14 protein-coding genes are annotated in these 15,604 nt (G+C 64.6%); 1 reads left to right on the top strand and 13 read right to left on the bottom strand.

Annotated features, from left to right (window positions below):
* Positions 1-147: 147 nt before the first annotated feature.
* From E3O06_RS07490 to E3O06_RS07430, 13 genes are all read right to left on the bottom strand, one after another.
* Positions 148-1,377, bottom strand: a complete 1,230-nt coding sequence (locus tag E3O06_RS07490; protein WP_134502382.1) for a type II secretion system F family protein — start codon at positions 1,375-1,377, stop codon at positions 148-150.
* A complete protein-coding gene (locus E3O06_RS07485) occupies positions 1,377-2,816 on the bottom strand; it encodes a type IV pilus twitching motility protein PilT (protein WP_277612247.1) in 1,440 nt (479 codons plus the stop codon). The genes E3O06_RS07490 and E3O06_RS07485 overlap by 1 nt, the downstream gene beginning before the upstream one ends.
* A 289-nt stretch (positions 2,817-3,105) precedes the next feature.
* Complete coding sequence (locus tag E3O06_RS07480) at positions 3,106-3,768, bottom strand: hypothetical protein (RefSeq protein WP_134502379.1); 663 nt, start codon at positions 3,766-3,768, stop codon at positions 3,106-3,108.
* A 5-nt stretch (positions 3,769-3,773) separates the two neighbouring features.
* Complete coding sequence (locus E3O06_RS07475; protein ID WP_134502375.1) at positions 3,774-4,433, bottom strand: hypothetical protein; 660 nt, start codon at positions 4,431-4,433, stop codon at positions 3,774-3,776.
* Positions 4,430-5,485 (bottom strand): type IV pilus assembly protein PilM, encoded by a 1,056-nt coding sequence (gene pilM, locus E3O06_RS07470; protein WP_134502373.1) that lies wholly within the window; start codon positions 5,483-5,485, stop codon positions 4,430-4,432. Before pilM ends, E3O06_RS07475 begins: the two co-directional genes overlap by 4 nt.
* Before the next feature lie 92 nt (positions 5,486-5,577).
* Complete coding sequence (locus E3O06_RS07465; protein ID WP_134502372.1) at positions 5,578-6,420, bottom strand: prepilin peptidase; 843 nt, start codon at positions 6,418-6,420, stop codon at positions 5,578-5,580.
* On the bottom strand, positions 6,413-8,062 hold the full coding sequence (locus E3O06_RS07460) for a bactofilin family protein (protein ID WP_134502370.1): 1,650 nt from the start codon (positions 8,060-8,062) through the stop codon (positions 6,413-6,415). The genes E3O06_RS07465 and E3O06_RS07460 overlap by 8 nt, the downstream gene beginning before the upstream one ends.
* Positions 8,053-8,715, bottom strand: coding sequence for a hypothetical protein (locus E3O06_RS07455; RefSeq protein WP_134502368.1), 663 nt, complete (start codon positions 8,713-8,715; stop codon positions 8,053-8,055). Before E3O06_RS07455 ends, E3O06_RS07460 begins: the two co-directional genes overlap by 10 nt.
* A gap of 8 nt (positions 8,716-8,723) precedes the next feature.
* On the bottom strand, positions 8,724-9,140 hold the full coding sequence (locus E3O06_RS07450) for a type IV pilus modification PilV family protein (protein WP_134502366.1): 417 nt from the start codon (positions 9,138-9,140) through the stop codon (positions 8,724-8,726).
* An 85-nt stretch (positions 9,141-9,225) separates the two neighbouring features.
* Entirely contained in the window at positions 9,226-9,657 is a 432-nt protein-coding gene (locus tag E3O06_RS07445) for a prepilin-type N-terminal cleavage/methylation domain-containing protein (protein ID WP_134502364.1), read from the bottom strand.
* Positions 9,658-9,810: 153 nt separating this feature from the next.
* The gene (locus E3O06_RS07440) at positions 9,811-11,040 is read right to left on the bottom strand and encodes a type II secretion system F family protein (RefSeq protein ID WP_134502362.1); all 1,230 of its coding nucleotides are present in this window, start codon (positions 11,038-11,040) and stop codon (positions 9,811-9,813) included.
* Positions 11,041-12,312 (bottom strand): type IV pilus twitching motility protein PilT, encoded by a 1,272-nt coding sequence (locus tag E3O06_RS07435; protein WP_277612246.1) that lies wholly within the window; start codon positions 12,310-12,312, stop codon positions 11,041-11,043.
* Between the two features lie 51 nt (positions 12,313-12,363).
* The gene (locus E3O06_RS07430; protein WP_134502360.1) at positions 12,364-14,085 is read right to left on the bottom strand and encodes a GspE/PulE family protein; all 1,722 of its coding nucleotides are present in this window, start codon (positions 14,083-14,085) and stop codon (positions 12,364-12,366) included.
* Positions 14,086-14,466: 381 nt separating this feature from the next.
* Here E3O06_RS07430 and E3O06_RS07425 point away from each other — a divergent pair.
* A partial coding sequence (locus tag E3O06_RS07425) for a DUF222 domain-containing protein (RefSeq protein ID WP_134502358.1) occupies positions 14,467-15,604 on the top strand: 1,138 nt, incomplete at its 3' end.

Genomic DNA, 15,604 nt, shown 5'->3' with positions numbered 1-15,604 from the left:
CGAGATTTTCTCGAGCACGACCCACGTTTGCGGGTGATTTGGGTATTCCCCACCCCCATAACGGACGCCCCCTGAAAGGGGCGGTCCGAACCGGGTCTGGGCATGCCCAAGGCCCCCGCCTGGGCGGGGGTCGGAGGCAGTCCCGGCCTACTGGATCATGCTCGCGATGCTGAAGATGGGCAGGTAGAGGGCGATGACCATGCCGCCGATGACAACACCGAGAAAGGCGATCAGCAGGGGCTCGATCATGGCGGTGAGCTGCTCGGTGGCCGACTGCACCTCCTGATCGTAGAAGTCGGCGATCTTGTCGAGCATCAGCTCGAGCGTGCCCGCGTCTTCCCCGACCGCGATCATCTGGGTGACCATGGCGGGAAAGATCGGATGCTCCTGCAGCGGCTCCGAGACCGACTGGCCGCGGCGCACGCCCTCGGCAACCTGCGCCAGGGCGTTCTCGATGGCCCAGTTTCCGCTGGTCTCCCCTACGATCTTCAGCGCTTGCAGAATGGGCACGCCGGCGCCGAGCATGTTGGCGAAGTTGCGGCTGAATCGCGCCACGGAGATCTTCTTCTGCAACGGTCCGAACACCGGCAGTTTCAGCCGCAGCGGATCGAGCGTCTGCCGCACCCGGTCGGTGTGCTTATTGCGGCGCCACCACAGGGCGAATGCGACGCCGGAAACGAGGCCGATCGGCACGATGTAGATCATCGACTGCGACAGCGTCACGAGCAGCTGGGTGGGCAGCGGCAGCGCCCCGCCGAGGCCGGCGAACATGTCCTGAAAGATGGGCACGATGAAGATCAGCATGATCATCACGGCGGCGACCGACATCGAGAGCACGATCACCGGGTAGGTCATGGCCGACTTGATGGTGTCGCGCAGCTTGACCTCCTTTTCGAAGTTCTCGGCGATCGAGCCCAGCGCCCGGTCGAGAAAGCCGCCGGTCTCGCCGGCTCGCACCATGTTCACCATGATCGGCGGAAAGGCCAGCGGATGCTTCGCAAGTGCCTCCGAGATCGACTGCCCGGCTTCGACGTCGTCCCGTACCACGACGAGCACCGCAGCGAGCGGTTTGCTCTCGGTCTGCTCCGTGAGAATGCGCAGCGCCCGCAGCAGTGACAGCCCGGCCGCGATCATGGTCGCGAACTGCCGGCTCAGAATGGCGAGGTCTTTCAGACGCACCCCGCGGGAGAAGCCCGGCAGCGAGATGGAGCGCGCCATGCCGGTGGCCGGCGGGGCCTCCACGATCGACACGGGCGCGACGCCCTGCGCGTTCAGTCGCGTCGCCACCTGCCCCGAGCTCTGCCCATCAACCCGGCCCTTGACGGTCTTGCCGGTGGTGTCGCGGCCGGTGTAGCTGAAGGCGAGTGGCTGCGGCATCAGATCACCGCCCGGGAGAACCCGGTGTTGTAGTCGGCATCGCGGCCGGCGTCGTAGCCGGCGTCGGCGTTGAACCCCGAGCTGTATCCCCCGCTCGCCCCGGCGAAGGCGAAGGCTCCGCCGCCCGCCACCGGGTCGGTGCGATGCACGAGCAGATCGAGCCCGTCGGCATCGTGGGCCTTCGCGAGCGCGGCCTTGCGGGTGATCTGCCCGGTGTTCACGAGCTCGGCGAGATGCTGGTCCATGGTGTGCATGCCGCGTTCCCGGCCGGTCTGCATCATCGATTCGATCTGGTGCGTCTTGCCCTCGCGAATGAGGTTGGCGATGGCTGGTGTGGTCACGAGTACCTCGGTCGCCACCACCCGGCCGGAACCGTTCGCCCACTTCACCAGGGTCTGGCAGACCACGCCCTGCAGGGTCTGGGCGAGCTGCGATCTCACCTGGTTCTGCTGGTGCGGCGGAAATACGTCGATGATGCGGTCGATGGTCTGCGCCGCACTCTGCGTGTGCAGCGTCGCGAACACGAGGTGCCCGGTCTCGGCGGCGGTCAGAGCCACCTGAATGGTCTCGAGGTCACGCAGCTCCCCGATGAGAATCACGTCGGGGTCCTGCCGCAGTACGTGTTTCAGAGCGGATGCGAAACTCGCCGTATCGTGCCCCACCTCGCGTTGGGTCACGAGAGACTTCTTGTGCGCGTGCAGAAACTCGATCGGGTCTTCCACGGTGACGATGTGGTCGGCGCGAGTGCTGTTCACGAGGTCGACGAGGGCGGCGAGCGTGGTGGATTTTCCCGACCCGGTGGGGCCGGCCACGAGCACGAGCCCGCGGAGCAGGGCCGAGAATGCGGCCACAGATTGGGGAATGCCGAGCGCTTTGAGGTCTTTAATGTCGCTGGGAATGAGCCGGAAGACAGCGCCGACCGCGCCGCGCTGCTGGTGCACATTAACTCGAAACCGGCTGGTGTCGGTGTCGTTCGACACTGCAGCGTGCAAGGTGTAGGCGAAGTCGAGTTCGTGGTCACGATCGAAGGTCACCTGCTGGGCGCGGGTGAGGATGCTGCGAATCGCCAGGCTCATCTTCTCGCTCGACCAAACCGGCGAAATGCCCACTGCACCTAGCTCGCCGTCGCGACGAATGGTCGGCGGGGCGCCGACGGCGACGTGCAAGTCGGAAGCCTGCCGCAGCACGACCTCGTTGAGCGCGTCGATCAGGTCGGCGTCAGGGTCGCCGAGCACGTCGGGCAGTTCGGTCGGCATCGGGTCGACGCTGCGCAGAATGCGATCGTTGGGAACGCGGCGGAGCACCACGCGCGTGAGTCGGCGCTTCGACGGCAACAGGTCTACTTCGCCCTGGTGCCGCGCGTTCACGGCCGCGCCGGCCGAGACCGGCGTGAACTCGGTCAGTTCGGCAAGCTGTGGGGAGTTTTTCGGGTCGTCCATGTGCGAATCCTTCTCGGAGCAAGCGTCGGGTACTGATTGCAGCGGAACAGGTACGGCCGTGCGGGTGCTGGTACGACCGGTCGCCGAGAGACGACGACCGGCCCGTGCAGGCCTCGCGAGAATGGAGCCAGAGGGTAAGTCTTGCTCGCAATGGTCTGCGTAAGGCGTAACGCTAGGGATGCGGCCCCGGCGGCGGTAGTCCCGCGATCTGGGGGTGCCCGCGGCACTCACGGGCACGCAAAAGCCCCCGACACACGAAGTGTCGGGGGCTTGAACGTTACGAGACGGGCTACGCGGCGGCCTTCGCGAACGGGTCGACGAGCACGTAGATCTCAGCCGAAATCGAGACGGTGACGGTTTCCGCCGCGTCTCCCGAATCGGTGAAGAAGGTGCTGATGGCGATGATGCGATCGCCGTATTGCAGCCCGGAGAGAAAGTCGAGCACGGTGGCGCTGGTGCCGCTCGCCTCGATGGAGATGGGCACCGAGATGTAGTTCTCCGGCGACAGGCGCGGGCCCATCGTGAGGGCCGCGGTGCTTTCCGTGTCGGTGCTTGCCGTGTCGGCGGCTGCTGCGTCCTCTTCGGCGACAACGACCGGCTCGATCGGTACGAAACCGGTGCCGTCACTGATCGAAATCTGGTCGAGGGTCACCTGGTGCCGGGCGGCGATGGCGTCGAGCTGGGCCACGAAGGCGGGAATGTCGGCGGCCAGCGGAATGCCGACCTGCAATTCTTCCAGGTCGTCCTTAAGCTCATCCAGGTGGGCGAACTCGTCTTTCAGGGTAGCCAGGGCCACCTCGTGCTCCGCGTTCTGGGCCTCCACCGTGGTGAGTTCGCGCGAGGCAGCGTTGGCCTCCTCGATTTTCGGCACGATGCCGAGCAGGGTACCGAGCAGCACAACGGCGGCGACGGCGGCGATCCAGATGAGTCCCCACAGGCGATCTCTGTTCATGATCTCTACTCCTTCACGGCAAAACGGTTCGTCAACGCGGAGGCGTTGATATTGAGGGCGAGGCTCACGACGTAGCTGCCGTCCTCTGAGCGGGAGATAGACCCCGGACTCGCATCGGCGTAACCCGGCAGGTCTCTCAGGCCCACAAGCCACTGCGGCACCGTCGGCAGCCCGGAGCTCGTGAGCTCCAGGGCGAGGGAAGCGGTGCGTGGCTGCATGAGCGGTACCTCGCTCTGCGCAAAGGCCGTCCACGGTGAAGCGGTCGTGACACTCACCGTGCCAATGTTTACGTCGGCCGGCAGAATCAAGCGGATGTCGGCCAGGTAGGACTTCCAGTCCACCTCGGTCGACAGGCCGAGCCCGCGCACGGCGAGGGTCGTGTTGTATTGGTCTTGCACCTGGCTGACCTCGGCGTACGTCGTGGTCTCCATGAGGATCTCGTCGGTGCGCATCTTCGCGGCCGCGAGGTCGTTCTGGTTAATGGCCGCTTTCAACGAGACCGAGCCGATCGACGCGCCCATGATCACGACGATGCCGACCAGCGCGATGGTGAGGGCACGGTGCAGTGCTCGACCGGCACGCCGGGCCTTCAGCTCGGGCGGGAGCAGGTCTGCCCGCGGTTCCCCGCCAAGAATCAGCTCTCGGTTTTCCAGTGGCCGTTTCATGCTTTGCTCCCCAATGCCAGTCCCAGGGCCGCGACAAACGTGCACTCGGAGTTTTCTAGATCTGCCTGATTGACGTCTGGTCCCAATTCGAGCCCGCCGTAGGGCTGCGCCGGAACGACCGGAAAGCGGGTGAGCTCGCTGAGGGCGGCTCCGAAGCCGTCGAGCCGAGCGCCGCCGCCCATGAGCACGATGCGGTCGATCGGCAGTTCGGGGCGGTTGTTGGTGAAGTACGCCACGGTGTTGCGCAGGCTCTCGAGCAGTTCGGAGGTGATCTCCCGAATAATCGTCGCCGCGATTTCGTCTTCGGGCGCCACCTCGACCTCGGGCAGTCCGAGCCTCTTCTTGAGTACCTCGGCGGCCTCTTCGTCGATGCCGAGTCGCACGCGCAGGGCCTTGGTGAGCTGGTTGCCGCCGGAGGGAATGACGCGCATGAACTGCGGCACGCCGTTCGAGGAGATGAGTACGCTCGACGAGCCGCCACCGATGTCGATCTGCACTACCACGTCGGGCACGGTCACCCCGCGGTGGATGGCGCGACTGCGCGCAAACGAATTGATGTCGACATTCATGGTGTGCAGCCCGGCCAGCCGCGCTGCCTTGATGTGCGACTGCACGACGTCTTTCATAGCGGCGATCAGCAGCCCGGAGATCTGCGGCCCCGACTCCCCCTCGCTGTCGACCTCGGCAATGGGGTAGAAGTCGAGCAGCGCTTCGGCGGTGGGAAACGACAGCAGGTCTTGCACCTGAAACGGCAGCGACTCGCGAATGCGGCGCAGGGACATCTTGGGCACGGTCAGGTTGCGCACGACCATCCGGTGGTAGCCCATGCCGAGCACGACGTCTTTGGTCGTGAAGCCGCCGCGCGACCACATGCGCTTGAGCGTTGCGGCGACAACGGCGGGCTCGAGAACTTCACCACGACTGACCGCACCGAAGGGCAAGGGTTCTTCATGGCAGCGCACGAGCACGGGATGATCCGTTTCGGCATCCCGCATTTCGACGGCTCGCACGGCGGTTGTGCCAATGTCGATTCCGACCACACGTGTAGTCATATGTTTTCCCCCAGTGAGAAAGTTGGATCAGAAATGGGTGTGTAAGCGGTGGTCAAAAACAGGACGAAAGAAGGTGAGTGGGCTCTGGCCGGTTAGACGAGGCCATACAGCGTGAGATAACCGAGGGCCACCTGATCGCCGAAGAAGGCGCCGAGCCAGGCCCCCAGCAACATCCAGGGGCCGAAGGGAATGCTGCTGCGTCGTTTGGCCTTGCGGGTGGCGAGCAACAAGAGGCCGAAGACGCCGCCGAGCAGAAAAGCGCCGAAGGCCCCCACCAGTAGCGGCGCCCACCCCAGATAGCCCAGGTAGAGACCGAGCACGCCGGCCAGTTTCACGTCGCCGAGCCCCATGCCGCCGGGGCTGATCAGCGCCAGGGCGAGGTAGAGACCGAATAGGGCCGCCCCACCGATTCCGGCGGTGAGCAGGCGCTCCGGTTCGCCGGCAACGAATGCGGCCGCCGCCAGCAGCACGGCGGCGACCGGGTAGGCCGGCAGCAGAATCTTGTTCGGCAGGGTGTGGGTGTCGAGGTCGATCATGGCGAGGGCCACGCTGATCGCCGCCAGATAGAGAAAGGCCGCGAGCACGATGAGCTGGGTCGCGAAGACGTTGGTCGTTGTCGTGACGGCCGCCCAGGCAAAATCGACCGGTGAGAACGCCCAGAGGGCAACGACGGCAAAGAACACCGCCGTGCCGAGCTCCACCATGGGGTAACGCGGCGAAATGGGGGCTTTGCAATCACGGCACTCGCCGCGCAGCACGAACCAACTCAAGACCGGAATGTTGTCGTACGGCCGAATGCGCGCGCCGCAGCTGCTGCACGAACTCGGCGGCGAAACGATGGAGCGGCCAGCCGGGACACGGTAGATTACGACGTTGAGAAAGCTGCCGATGAGCGCGCCGACTATGCCAAACACTGCGGCAATGGTGCTAGCCATTCAGATCTCGAATCGAAATGCGTGCGCCGAGCTTCGCTGCCGCTCCGCCAGAGCCCGGTGTCGTTCCCGTGGAGAGGTCAGTGCCCGGAATACCCACCGGTGCGTAGTGCAACTTCGCAGAGCCCGCGGTACCCACAGTTCCGCCGTAGAGCTGGCCGCGCCACTGTGCCGAGAAACTAAGGTCGATCGAGCATGGCGTGTACAGCATTGCTGTCACGGGGGCCTGCACGATGAAAGACTGCTTGATGTCAGAGTTTCCACTGGCATTCTTACAGGTTGGCAGGGCGTCGGCCGTCTCGTCCGGCGTGATCAGCCACAGCTTTCGAGCCGCCGTGCCCGGTGCGTCAATCTGCGCGTCCAGGCCGATCTCAAAACGACTCGCAAAGATTGCCAGGTCGTGAGGCAAACTGAGGTGCACGGTGTTCTCCTTGAGGAACACGCCTTGAGGGCACTCCCGGGCGTCGATGATCCCCGGCCCCGTGAACAGATTTGCGGCCGCCTGAATATCTGCGAGCTTACAACCATGGTTCATCGTTGCCACCTGAAAACCAGGCCAGTCCGTCAGGTCATAGCCGACATCGACCCAGTCGGGCACGACCGGGGCGACCGCAGGGGGCGAACCGACTCCGGGGCCGGACGGAACCAGCGTTGTACCGCCGGTGATGACACCGGGCCCGCTGTTGGTGAGCGACTTCGTAGTGAGATGGCCGGTGATCACGTTGGTGGTGTGACCGATCGTCGTCGCTCCGGCAGACCAGGCATTTTGGTCGATTTTTGCGCTGTTAATCATGCTCAGTGAACCGGCAGTCACTGAACCCTTGATCCATGCGGAGGTTTCCAGGACCGTGGCCCCTGTTGTCCACACGCTGCCGTGAATAATGCTGCTCTCGATGAACCTAACGCTCGGCGCCACAACGTTTCCATGTACCTGGGCCGATGCGTGCAGGTACACCGGCTTCGTGGCCCAGACGTCGCCGACAACCTGGCAGGAAGCACCAACTTCAAGTCCGCCATCGGCGATCACGAGGTCGGCATTCAAAATTGCGCTCGACGCCTTATTTGTAATGTCGCAGGTCACGTTGTCGTGGCGAACCTGCACGACCGGCTCGGAACCGTCGACAGAATTCAACTGACTTGAACCCGCGAAGGTTCCAAAATTATGGGAGTACAGGGCCGAGCCCGTCCCGGGGGCACCTGTGCTGGCCGGCACGTAGGCGTAGATTCCCTCCACAATGCGTTGGTCCCCGGTGGTATTGCCCCCGACACCGGTATCTCCGGCCTCTCCCGTCGCCACGATCTTCACTCGCAGGGATGACGGAATGGGGCAGCCGTCGGTCCAGGTGTTATTGGTCGCACTCGTTGACTGTGAGATTTTCACCGCTGCCACCGGATCCGAGGTCGAGAAGCCAGCGGCACAGGTCGCGGTCGTGAGCTTGAGCAGGGCGGCATCGATGCCGGCCTCCGCCGCGGACTGGGCCTGAACTCCTGCGCGGGTGGCGCTGCTCACACCGAGGGAGTTCATGGTGGAACCGGCAATCGCGAGCGTGGCCACACCGGCCACGGCCATGAGGCCGATCACGGCGAGCATGCTGCTGCCGCGCTCGACGACGAGGGTCAGCGGTGTCCTGCGGATCAGAAACATGGTGCCCCGTTCGAGGCCGCACTCTGGCGGCTGGTTACCGTGGTGGAGATCAAGGCCGGGCTGCTGTCGCCGTCGGCGTTGATCGCGAAGTTGAGGGTGATCGACGGATTACCGGCACTCGAGGCGTGGAAAAGGGGCTGGGTGACACCGGCGGAGACCTCCGTGGCCGACAGCCCAGAGCCCAGCAGTGTCCAGCCGGTCATCTCGTGGGCGAGGGCGTCAGCTGTCGGGGCGACGATGGGGGCGGTGCCGCGCTGGTAGTACATTGCCCCGCCGTTCTGTTCGGTGTAGTACCAGGCCTGGCAGACGCGCGCGGCGGCCGTGGCGGCCGGGTCGCTGCTCACCGCGGTAACCACGAGAAGCTGGTCGTCGGTGTCAGCGCTGTCGGTGATCTTGAGGGCGGTGGCATTGCGCACGCCGGAGTGCACTGACGAGGAGATCAGCTGGCTGACGGTGTTCGCGTTAGCACTGTCGAGCACCTTCTGCTCGGACGTGAGGGTGTTGAGCAACATGCCCCCCGCTACAGTGAGAACGAGAACGAGCAGGCTCGAATAGATGAGCAGCTCGACGAGAGTATAGCCAGACTCAGAACGCCGACTCGGTCGGGTGCCCGACACGACACCGTGTCGGCGTTGGTTGGCCGTAGTGGTCATAACGGGGCCTAGCCCTTCACGAAAATACTCGTGGTGGCATCCGCGAGGATCTCACTGGTCGCGACCTCGGTTACGAAGACCCGCACCTTGACCGTGGCAGGATACGTCGTCGGGCACGCGATGGGGTCGAAGCGGGGCTGCAGCGCGCGGCCGTCGGGGTCGAAAACCGCTGGCAGGGTGGCGGCATAGGCGCGAAGCGGTTCGCAGGTCGTGCCGCGAGAGCGGATGCTCTCCATCTGCGTCGCTACAAGCTGGGTGGCCGAGGTCAAGGTGGAATTGGACACCGAAACCCGCAGCGAGGTGACGAGCATCGGCAGAAAGGCGATGGCGAGCAGTGAGAGCAGCAGCATCGAGACGACAATCTCGATGATGCCGAAGCCGGCGTCACCCGAAGTGCGCGACGGAATTGAGACGTGAGTCTTCACCATCGTTTCCTTCCCGTGACCAATTTTAATGGATGAGACCCGGCGGGACGCATTGTGCGCCCCGCCGGGCGCTTTCCGCGTTTTCTTACGCCGCAGGCTGGGCTGCGCCGGTGTCCGAAATGGTGTGGATGTGCGTGCCAGTAGCGGCTGTGCCCCAGTAACCAGTGATGGTGAATGCCGGCGTACCACCCGTTACAGTGTCATCCGTCAGTGTGACCGTGATGTCAGTGCTGGACGTGTAGGCGTCAAGCGCCCCGGGGAAGTCGGCGACAATGGTGGAAAGATCGGTGCCGGAGACAAGCTCCGCAACGAGAGCGGTTTTCGCGTTCGTAATCGAAGCGGCAACGGCATTGTCCTTGGCCGAGTCCTGCTGGCCGAGGTAGATCGGAATGGCGATCGCGGCGAGAACGCCGAGGATGAGTACGACAACGAGAAGCTCGATGAGCGTGAAGCCCTTCTCCTTCTCGCCGAGGGCCTTGCGCTTGTTGACCAGGGCGGTCGTGGAGAAGCGGTTCATGTGTGTGTCCTTTGCGTGATTCAGCAGGGAGCAAAGCGGTGGGGTTGCTCACTTTCAGCCTAGGTTGGCGCCTATACCCGACCCCTGTTTTTTCGGGGGGCTGACCACCCCCAGAAGGAGTGCAGCCCAAATGGGGACCGCACTCTCTATCCGTTATTTGACGTAGTCGAACACGCTGAACATGGGCAGGTACAGCGCCACGACCATGCCACCGATGACCACGCCGATGACGGCGATCATGAGCGGCTCAATAAGGGCGGTGAGCTGCTCGGTGGTGGACTGCACCTCCTGGTCATAGAAGTCGGCGATCTTGGTGAGCATCTGCTCGAGCGCGCCGGCATCCTCTCCTACGGCGATCATCTGCGTGACCATGGCCGGAAAGACCGGCTCGAGCGCGAGTGGGGTGGCAATGGAACGACCCTGGCTCACCGATTCCTGCACCTTCATGAGGGCGGACTCGATCACATAGTTGCCCGAGGTCTCGCCGACGATCTTGAGCGAGTGCAGAATGGGCACACCGGCGCCGATCATGGTGGCGAAGTTGCGGCTGAACCGGGCGATGGCGAGTTTGGTGAGCAGCTGACCGAACACCGGCAGCTTGAGCTTGAACGGGTCGACCACTCGGCGCACGGCCAGGGTGTGTTTGTTCTTGCGCCACCAGACCGAGAACACGATGGCAGCGATGAGCAGAATCGGCCCCACCCAGATCATGCCGTTGGAGAGCATGACGAGCACCTGGGTAGCCGGGGGGAGGGCGCCGCCGAGACCCTTGAACATCTTCTCGAACACGGGAACGATGAAGATGAGCATGCCCACCACGGCGAGCAGCGCCATGATCAGCACGATCACCGGGTAGGCGAGCGCACTCTTGATGGTGTCGCGCAGCTTCATCTCGCTCTCGAAGTTGTCGGCCACCGAGTTGAGGGCGTCTTCGAGAAAACCACCGGTCTCGCCCGCTCGCACGAGGTTGATCATGATGGGGGGAAACACCACGTCGTGCTTGTCGAAGGCTTCGGAGAGGGACACCCCGGTCTCGACGTCGCTGCGAATAACGGCGAGCACCTGGGCCAGCTGCTTGTTCTCGGTCTGCTCCGAGAGAATGTTGAGCGTGCGCAGCAGTGACAGCCCGGCCGCGGTCATGGTGGCCATCTGGCGGCTCATTACGGCGAGGTCGGTGAGGCCGACGTGCTTGTGGAACCCGGGAATGCTGAGTTCCATATTGAGGCCCTTGAGCTTGCGCGCCGGGGCGATCGAGATGGGCGAGAGCCCCATGGTGCGCAGCTGTTGCAGCGCGGCACGCTCAGACCCGGCTTCCATGCGGCCCTTGACGACGCGGTCCCGGGCGTCACGGCTGGTGTAAGCAAAGGACATATCGGTTGACATTTAGCGCCTCCCCGGCGAAAACGAATCGTTGAAGTCAATTTCGCCGTTGCTCAGGTCGCCGACCGGGGTATCCGTCGGGTCGATCCTGTGCACGAGCTGTTTCAGTACCGCCACGTCCGTGGCCTTCTCTTCGGCGGCCTGGCGGGTGATGAGTCCGGCGTCGACGAGTTCGGCCAGGTGCTGGTCCATGGTGTGCATGCCCTGGGTGCGCCCCGATTGCAGGGCTGAGGCAATCTGGTGGGTCTTGCCCTCCCGCACGAGGTTGGAGATGGCCGCCGTGGTCACGAGAATCTCGGTGGCCACCACGCGGCCGCCGCCGATCTTGCGCACGAGCGTCTGGCAGAGCACTCCGCGCAGGGTCGCGGCGAGCTGCGCGCGCACCTGGGCCTGCTGGTGCGGTGGAAAGACGTCGATGATGCGGTCGATCGTCTGCGCCGTGTCTTGAGTGTGCAGGGTCGAGAAGACGAGGTGGCCGGTTTCGGCGGCGGTCAGCGCCACCGAGATGGTCTCGAGGTCGCGCAGCTCGCCGATGAGGATGACGTCGGGGTCCTGGCGCAGCACGTGCTTGAGAGCGGATGCGAAGCTGTGAGTGTCTTGCCCCACCTCGCGCTGGCTGATCATGGACTTCTTGGCTTCGTGAATGAACTCGATCGGGTCTTCGACCGTGACGATGTGGTCAGCCCTGGTGCGGTTGACCAGGTCGACGAGCGCCGCGAGGGTCGTGGACTTGCCCGACCCGGTGGGCCCGGTGACCAGCACGAGACCGCGCGGCAGGTGCGCGAACCTGGCAACGGATGCCGGAATCCCTAGTTCGGGCAGCGACTTGATTTCGTTCGGAATGAGCCGAAAGGCGCCGCCGACCGTGTTGCGTTGCTGGTAGAAGTTGACCCGAAAGCGCGTGCCGTCAATCGTGTAGGCAAAGTCGAGCTCGAGCTCTTTGTCGAACTCTTCGCGCTGGGTCGGAGTCAGGATGCTGCCGAGGGCGGTGGCGACCTTCTCGGGCGACCAGCGGTCCCATCCGACGATCGGGCGCAGGGCACCGTCTACCCGAATGCTCGGCGGCGCACCCCCCGAGATGTGCAGGTCGCTCGCTCCCTCGGTGATCACGAGGTCGAGGGCCTGCACCAAATGGGCATCCGGTGCGCTCCCGGTGAGCGGTTCGTCGGAGCGCAACAGGCGACGCGCACGCAGGTCGACGGTTGCCTGGTTGGCGGCGTCGGCCGGCTGCGAAGTCAGTTCGTCGGCGACGTGCTCATAGTTGAACATGCTCATCGAGGGGACCTCGCCAGGGTTCGTTGTCGTAACGGGCTGGGAATGCAGCGGTTAGGAGACCACACGGAGCACCTCGTCGATCGAGGTGAGCCCGAGGGCAACCTTGGCCCAGCCGTCTTCCCGCATGGTCACCATCCCCTGTTTGCGTGCGGCCGCAGCAATTTCGGCGCTCGACGCGCGGGCCACGGTGAGGCGTTCGATCTCCTCGGACACCGTCATGATCTCGTGAATGCCGAGGCGCCCGCGATACCCGGTCTTGGAGCAGCTCGAACAGCCGACTGGTTTGTAGATAATGGTGCCGGTCGTAGTGGGGTCGACGGCCGGCCCCATCTCGGGGATGACGGTGTCGCGGTTGGCGACGTAGCCCACGGTGGGTTTGACCGCGAACCCCAGGTAGGCCAGGTCGGTGCGGTCGTCGGGGGCTTTGCACCGGTCGCACAGCCGCCGGGCCAGCCGTTGCGCCACGACGCAGTCCAGGGCCGAACCGACCAGGAACGGTTCGATGCCCATTTCGATCAGCCGGGTCATGGCGCTCGGCGCGTCGTTGGTGTGCAGGGTCGACAATACGAGGTGGCCGGTGAGCGACGCCTCAATTGCGATCTTCGCGGTCTCCTGGTCTCGAATCTCGCCCAGGAGCACGACGTCGGGGTCGGCACGCAGAATGGAGCGCAGCGCGACGGCGAAGGTGAGGCCGGCCTTGCGGTTGACCTGCACCTGGTTGACCCCGGGCATGCGGTATTCCACGGGGTCTTCGACAGTGATCACGTTGATCTCCGGTCGGGAGATGGCGTGCAGGGTCGTGTAGAGCGTGGTGGACTTACCCGAACCGGTGGGACCGGTGACGAGGATCATGCCGTACGGCTTGGTGTACGCCATTTCAAACTCGTTGAAGTTGTCGGTGAGCAGGTTGAGGCCGCTCATGCTCATGGACGAGGTCGCGTTGTCGAGGATTCGCAGCACGACCTTCTCGCCCCAGACCGTGGGCAGAACGGCCACGCGCAGGTCGACCGTGCGGCCGTTGTGGTGCACCGACATGCGGCCGTCCTGTGGTTTGCGACGCTCGGCAATGTCGAGGTCGCTCATGATCTTGATACGCGAGGTGACACCGCCGGCGATGGTCGACGGCGCCCTCTGCATCTCGTGCAGCACGCCGTCGATGCGGTAGCGCACGCGCAGGTCGTTCTCCCCCGGCTCGATGTGAATGTCGGAGGCTTTGTCTGTGATGGCCTGGCTGACCAACAGGTTGACGAAGCGCACGATCGGCGCCGCGTCATCCGTTTCGGTTTGAGCCGCGGTCTCTTCCGGCTCGTCGCTGTCGGCGGTGAGGGTGGTGCTGAGGTCGATCAGTTCGTTGTCGGCGCGGTGGTAGCGGGCGATGGCCGCCAGCAGGTCGGAGGGCTCGACGACGACCGGGCTGACCCGCATGCGGGCGGCCTCGCGCACGTCGTCGACGGCGAACACATCGCCGGGGTTGACCATGGCCACGATGAGTCGACCGTCTTCGAAAGCGATCGGCAGCACATTGGCCCGGCGACAGACTGCGGCCGGCACTTTGGCCACGGCGAGCCGGTCGACGGGGTAGTCCAGCAGCTCCACGAAGGGAAGATTCTTCTGCTCGGCGCGTGCCTTGGCGAACTGCAACTCCGTGATGGTGCCCGCCTCAACCAAGTGGCGCACGGCCGCTTCGTCGGCTCGTTCACTCAACCGCACCGTGTCGAGTTCCTCGATCGGGAGAAGGCCGTGCACAATAAGAATTTCGGTCAGGCTGGTCACTGAGCGCTGCCCCCCGGGTTTCTATGTTCTTAGTCAATGTGCCCTTGTGGGGGCACACCGCAGTCGCGGCATGAGGCTGACTCCTTACGTTATCGCGCTGGAGAAACGCCGAACCAGTCCCCACTGTCGGTGCCCGTGCTTTTACCGGCCCCAGTTCAGGGGATAGTTTTGCCCATAATGGATGCGGTTCGCTCGGCTACCCGAGTCGCGCGTCTTCTCTCGAGAGCGGGTGAAAGGTTGCTTCACGGATGATGGAGCAACCGTCTACTCGCTCTCGGTTTTGGGAAGAAACTTCTGAATTTACGTCATCATATTATTGAGATTCTCTCGCCTTTAAGGGCGATTTGAGCTAGAATTGTGGGTGAAGGAGGCACCGTCGCCATGACCCTCACCGCCCCGCCCGCCGCACCCGGCCCTGTGCCGGAACCCGAGGGATCCCTGGTGGCGGCGGTCGCTCAGGCCGGGTCGATTCTGGCTGCGGCGCTGAACGGGGTTCGGTTCGGTCACCTCGATGACAGTGAAGCCGTCGCGGTGCTGGCAGCCCTCGAAGGGCTGGGTCGCAAGGTCGATGGGGCCAGACTACGAGCCACCACCGACATTGGCGTTCGTGCTGAGACCGACCTCGGCAGCGGGTCGCTGGCCTACCGAAACGGATGCCGCAACCGGGTCGAATTCATCAGCCAACTCGCCGGCATCTCCGGCCGCGAAGCCAAACGCCGCCTCAAACTCGGTGAAACCACGGTCGAACGCACCCCGATGGGCCTTCCCGTGCCCGCCCGGTATCCGGTCATCGCCGACGGACTGGGCAGCGGCGAGCTGGGTATCGAGTCGGCGGAGATCATCGCCACCACCCTCACCGCGCTGCACGGCACGGTCATGCAGGACGACCTCGACCACGTCGAACGCGCCCTGGTCGCCTCTGCCACCGGCGCGATCACCCCGGAGACCGCGGGGCTGCCCGGGGCGGGCATCCGCTTCGCCCCCGACCTGCTCCGCGCCCAAGCCCTGGAGTGGCAGGGCCGGCTCGACCCCGACGGCACCGCCCCGAGCGACGACGCGACCGAAGCGAAAAGCACCCTCACCTTCGGCCTGCTGCGCAACGGCCTCTACCCGCTGCGCGCCGACGTCACCCCCGAGCTACGCGGCATCATGGACACCCTCTTCGACACCCACCTGTCCGCACGGTCTCGCACGCCACGGTTTGAACCCGCTGAACCCGCTGAACCCGCTGAACCCACTGACGGCAGCGGCGTGGACGGCGCTAACACCGCGTTGGATGGCCTCGATCCGGCAGAAGACGGCACTGAGCGCTTCAGTGCCGACCCCTCCACCGGTGACACCCGCTACGACGGCGACCGCCGCACCGCCGGCGAGAAACGCGCCGACATCCTCCGCGCCGTGTTCGAATCGGCCGCCCGCGACCCGAAAACCCCGACCATGGGCGGCGCCGCCCCCACCGTCATGATCCACATCAACGCCACCGACCTCGACAACGAACGCGGCGTCGGCTGGATCGACG

This window comes from Cryobacterium glaciale (assembly GCF_004402535.1).
GTDB lineage: Bacteria > Actinomycetota > Actinomycetes > Actinomycetales > Microbacteriaceae > Cryobacterium > Cryobacterium glaciale.
Note: the sequence above shows the minus strand (reverse complement) of the source record. Positions and strands in the feature narration are given on the sequence as shown.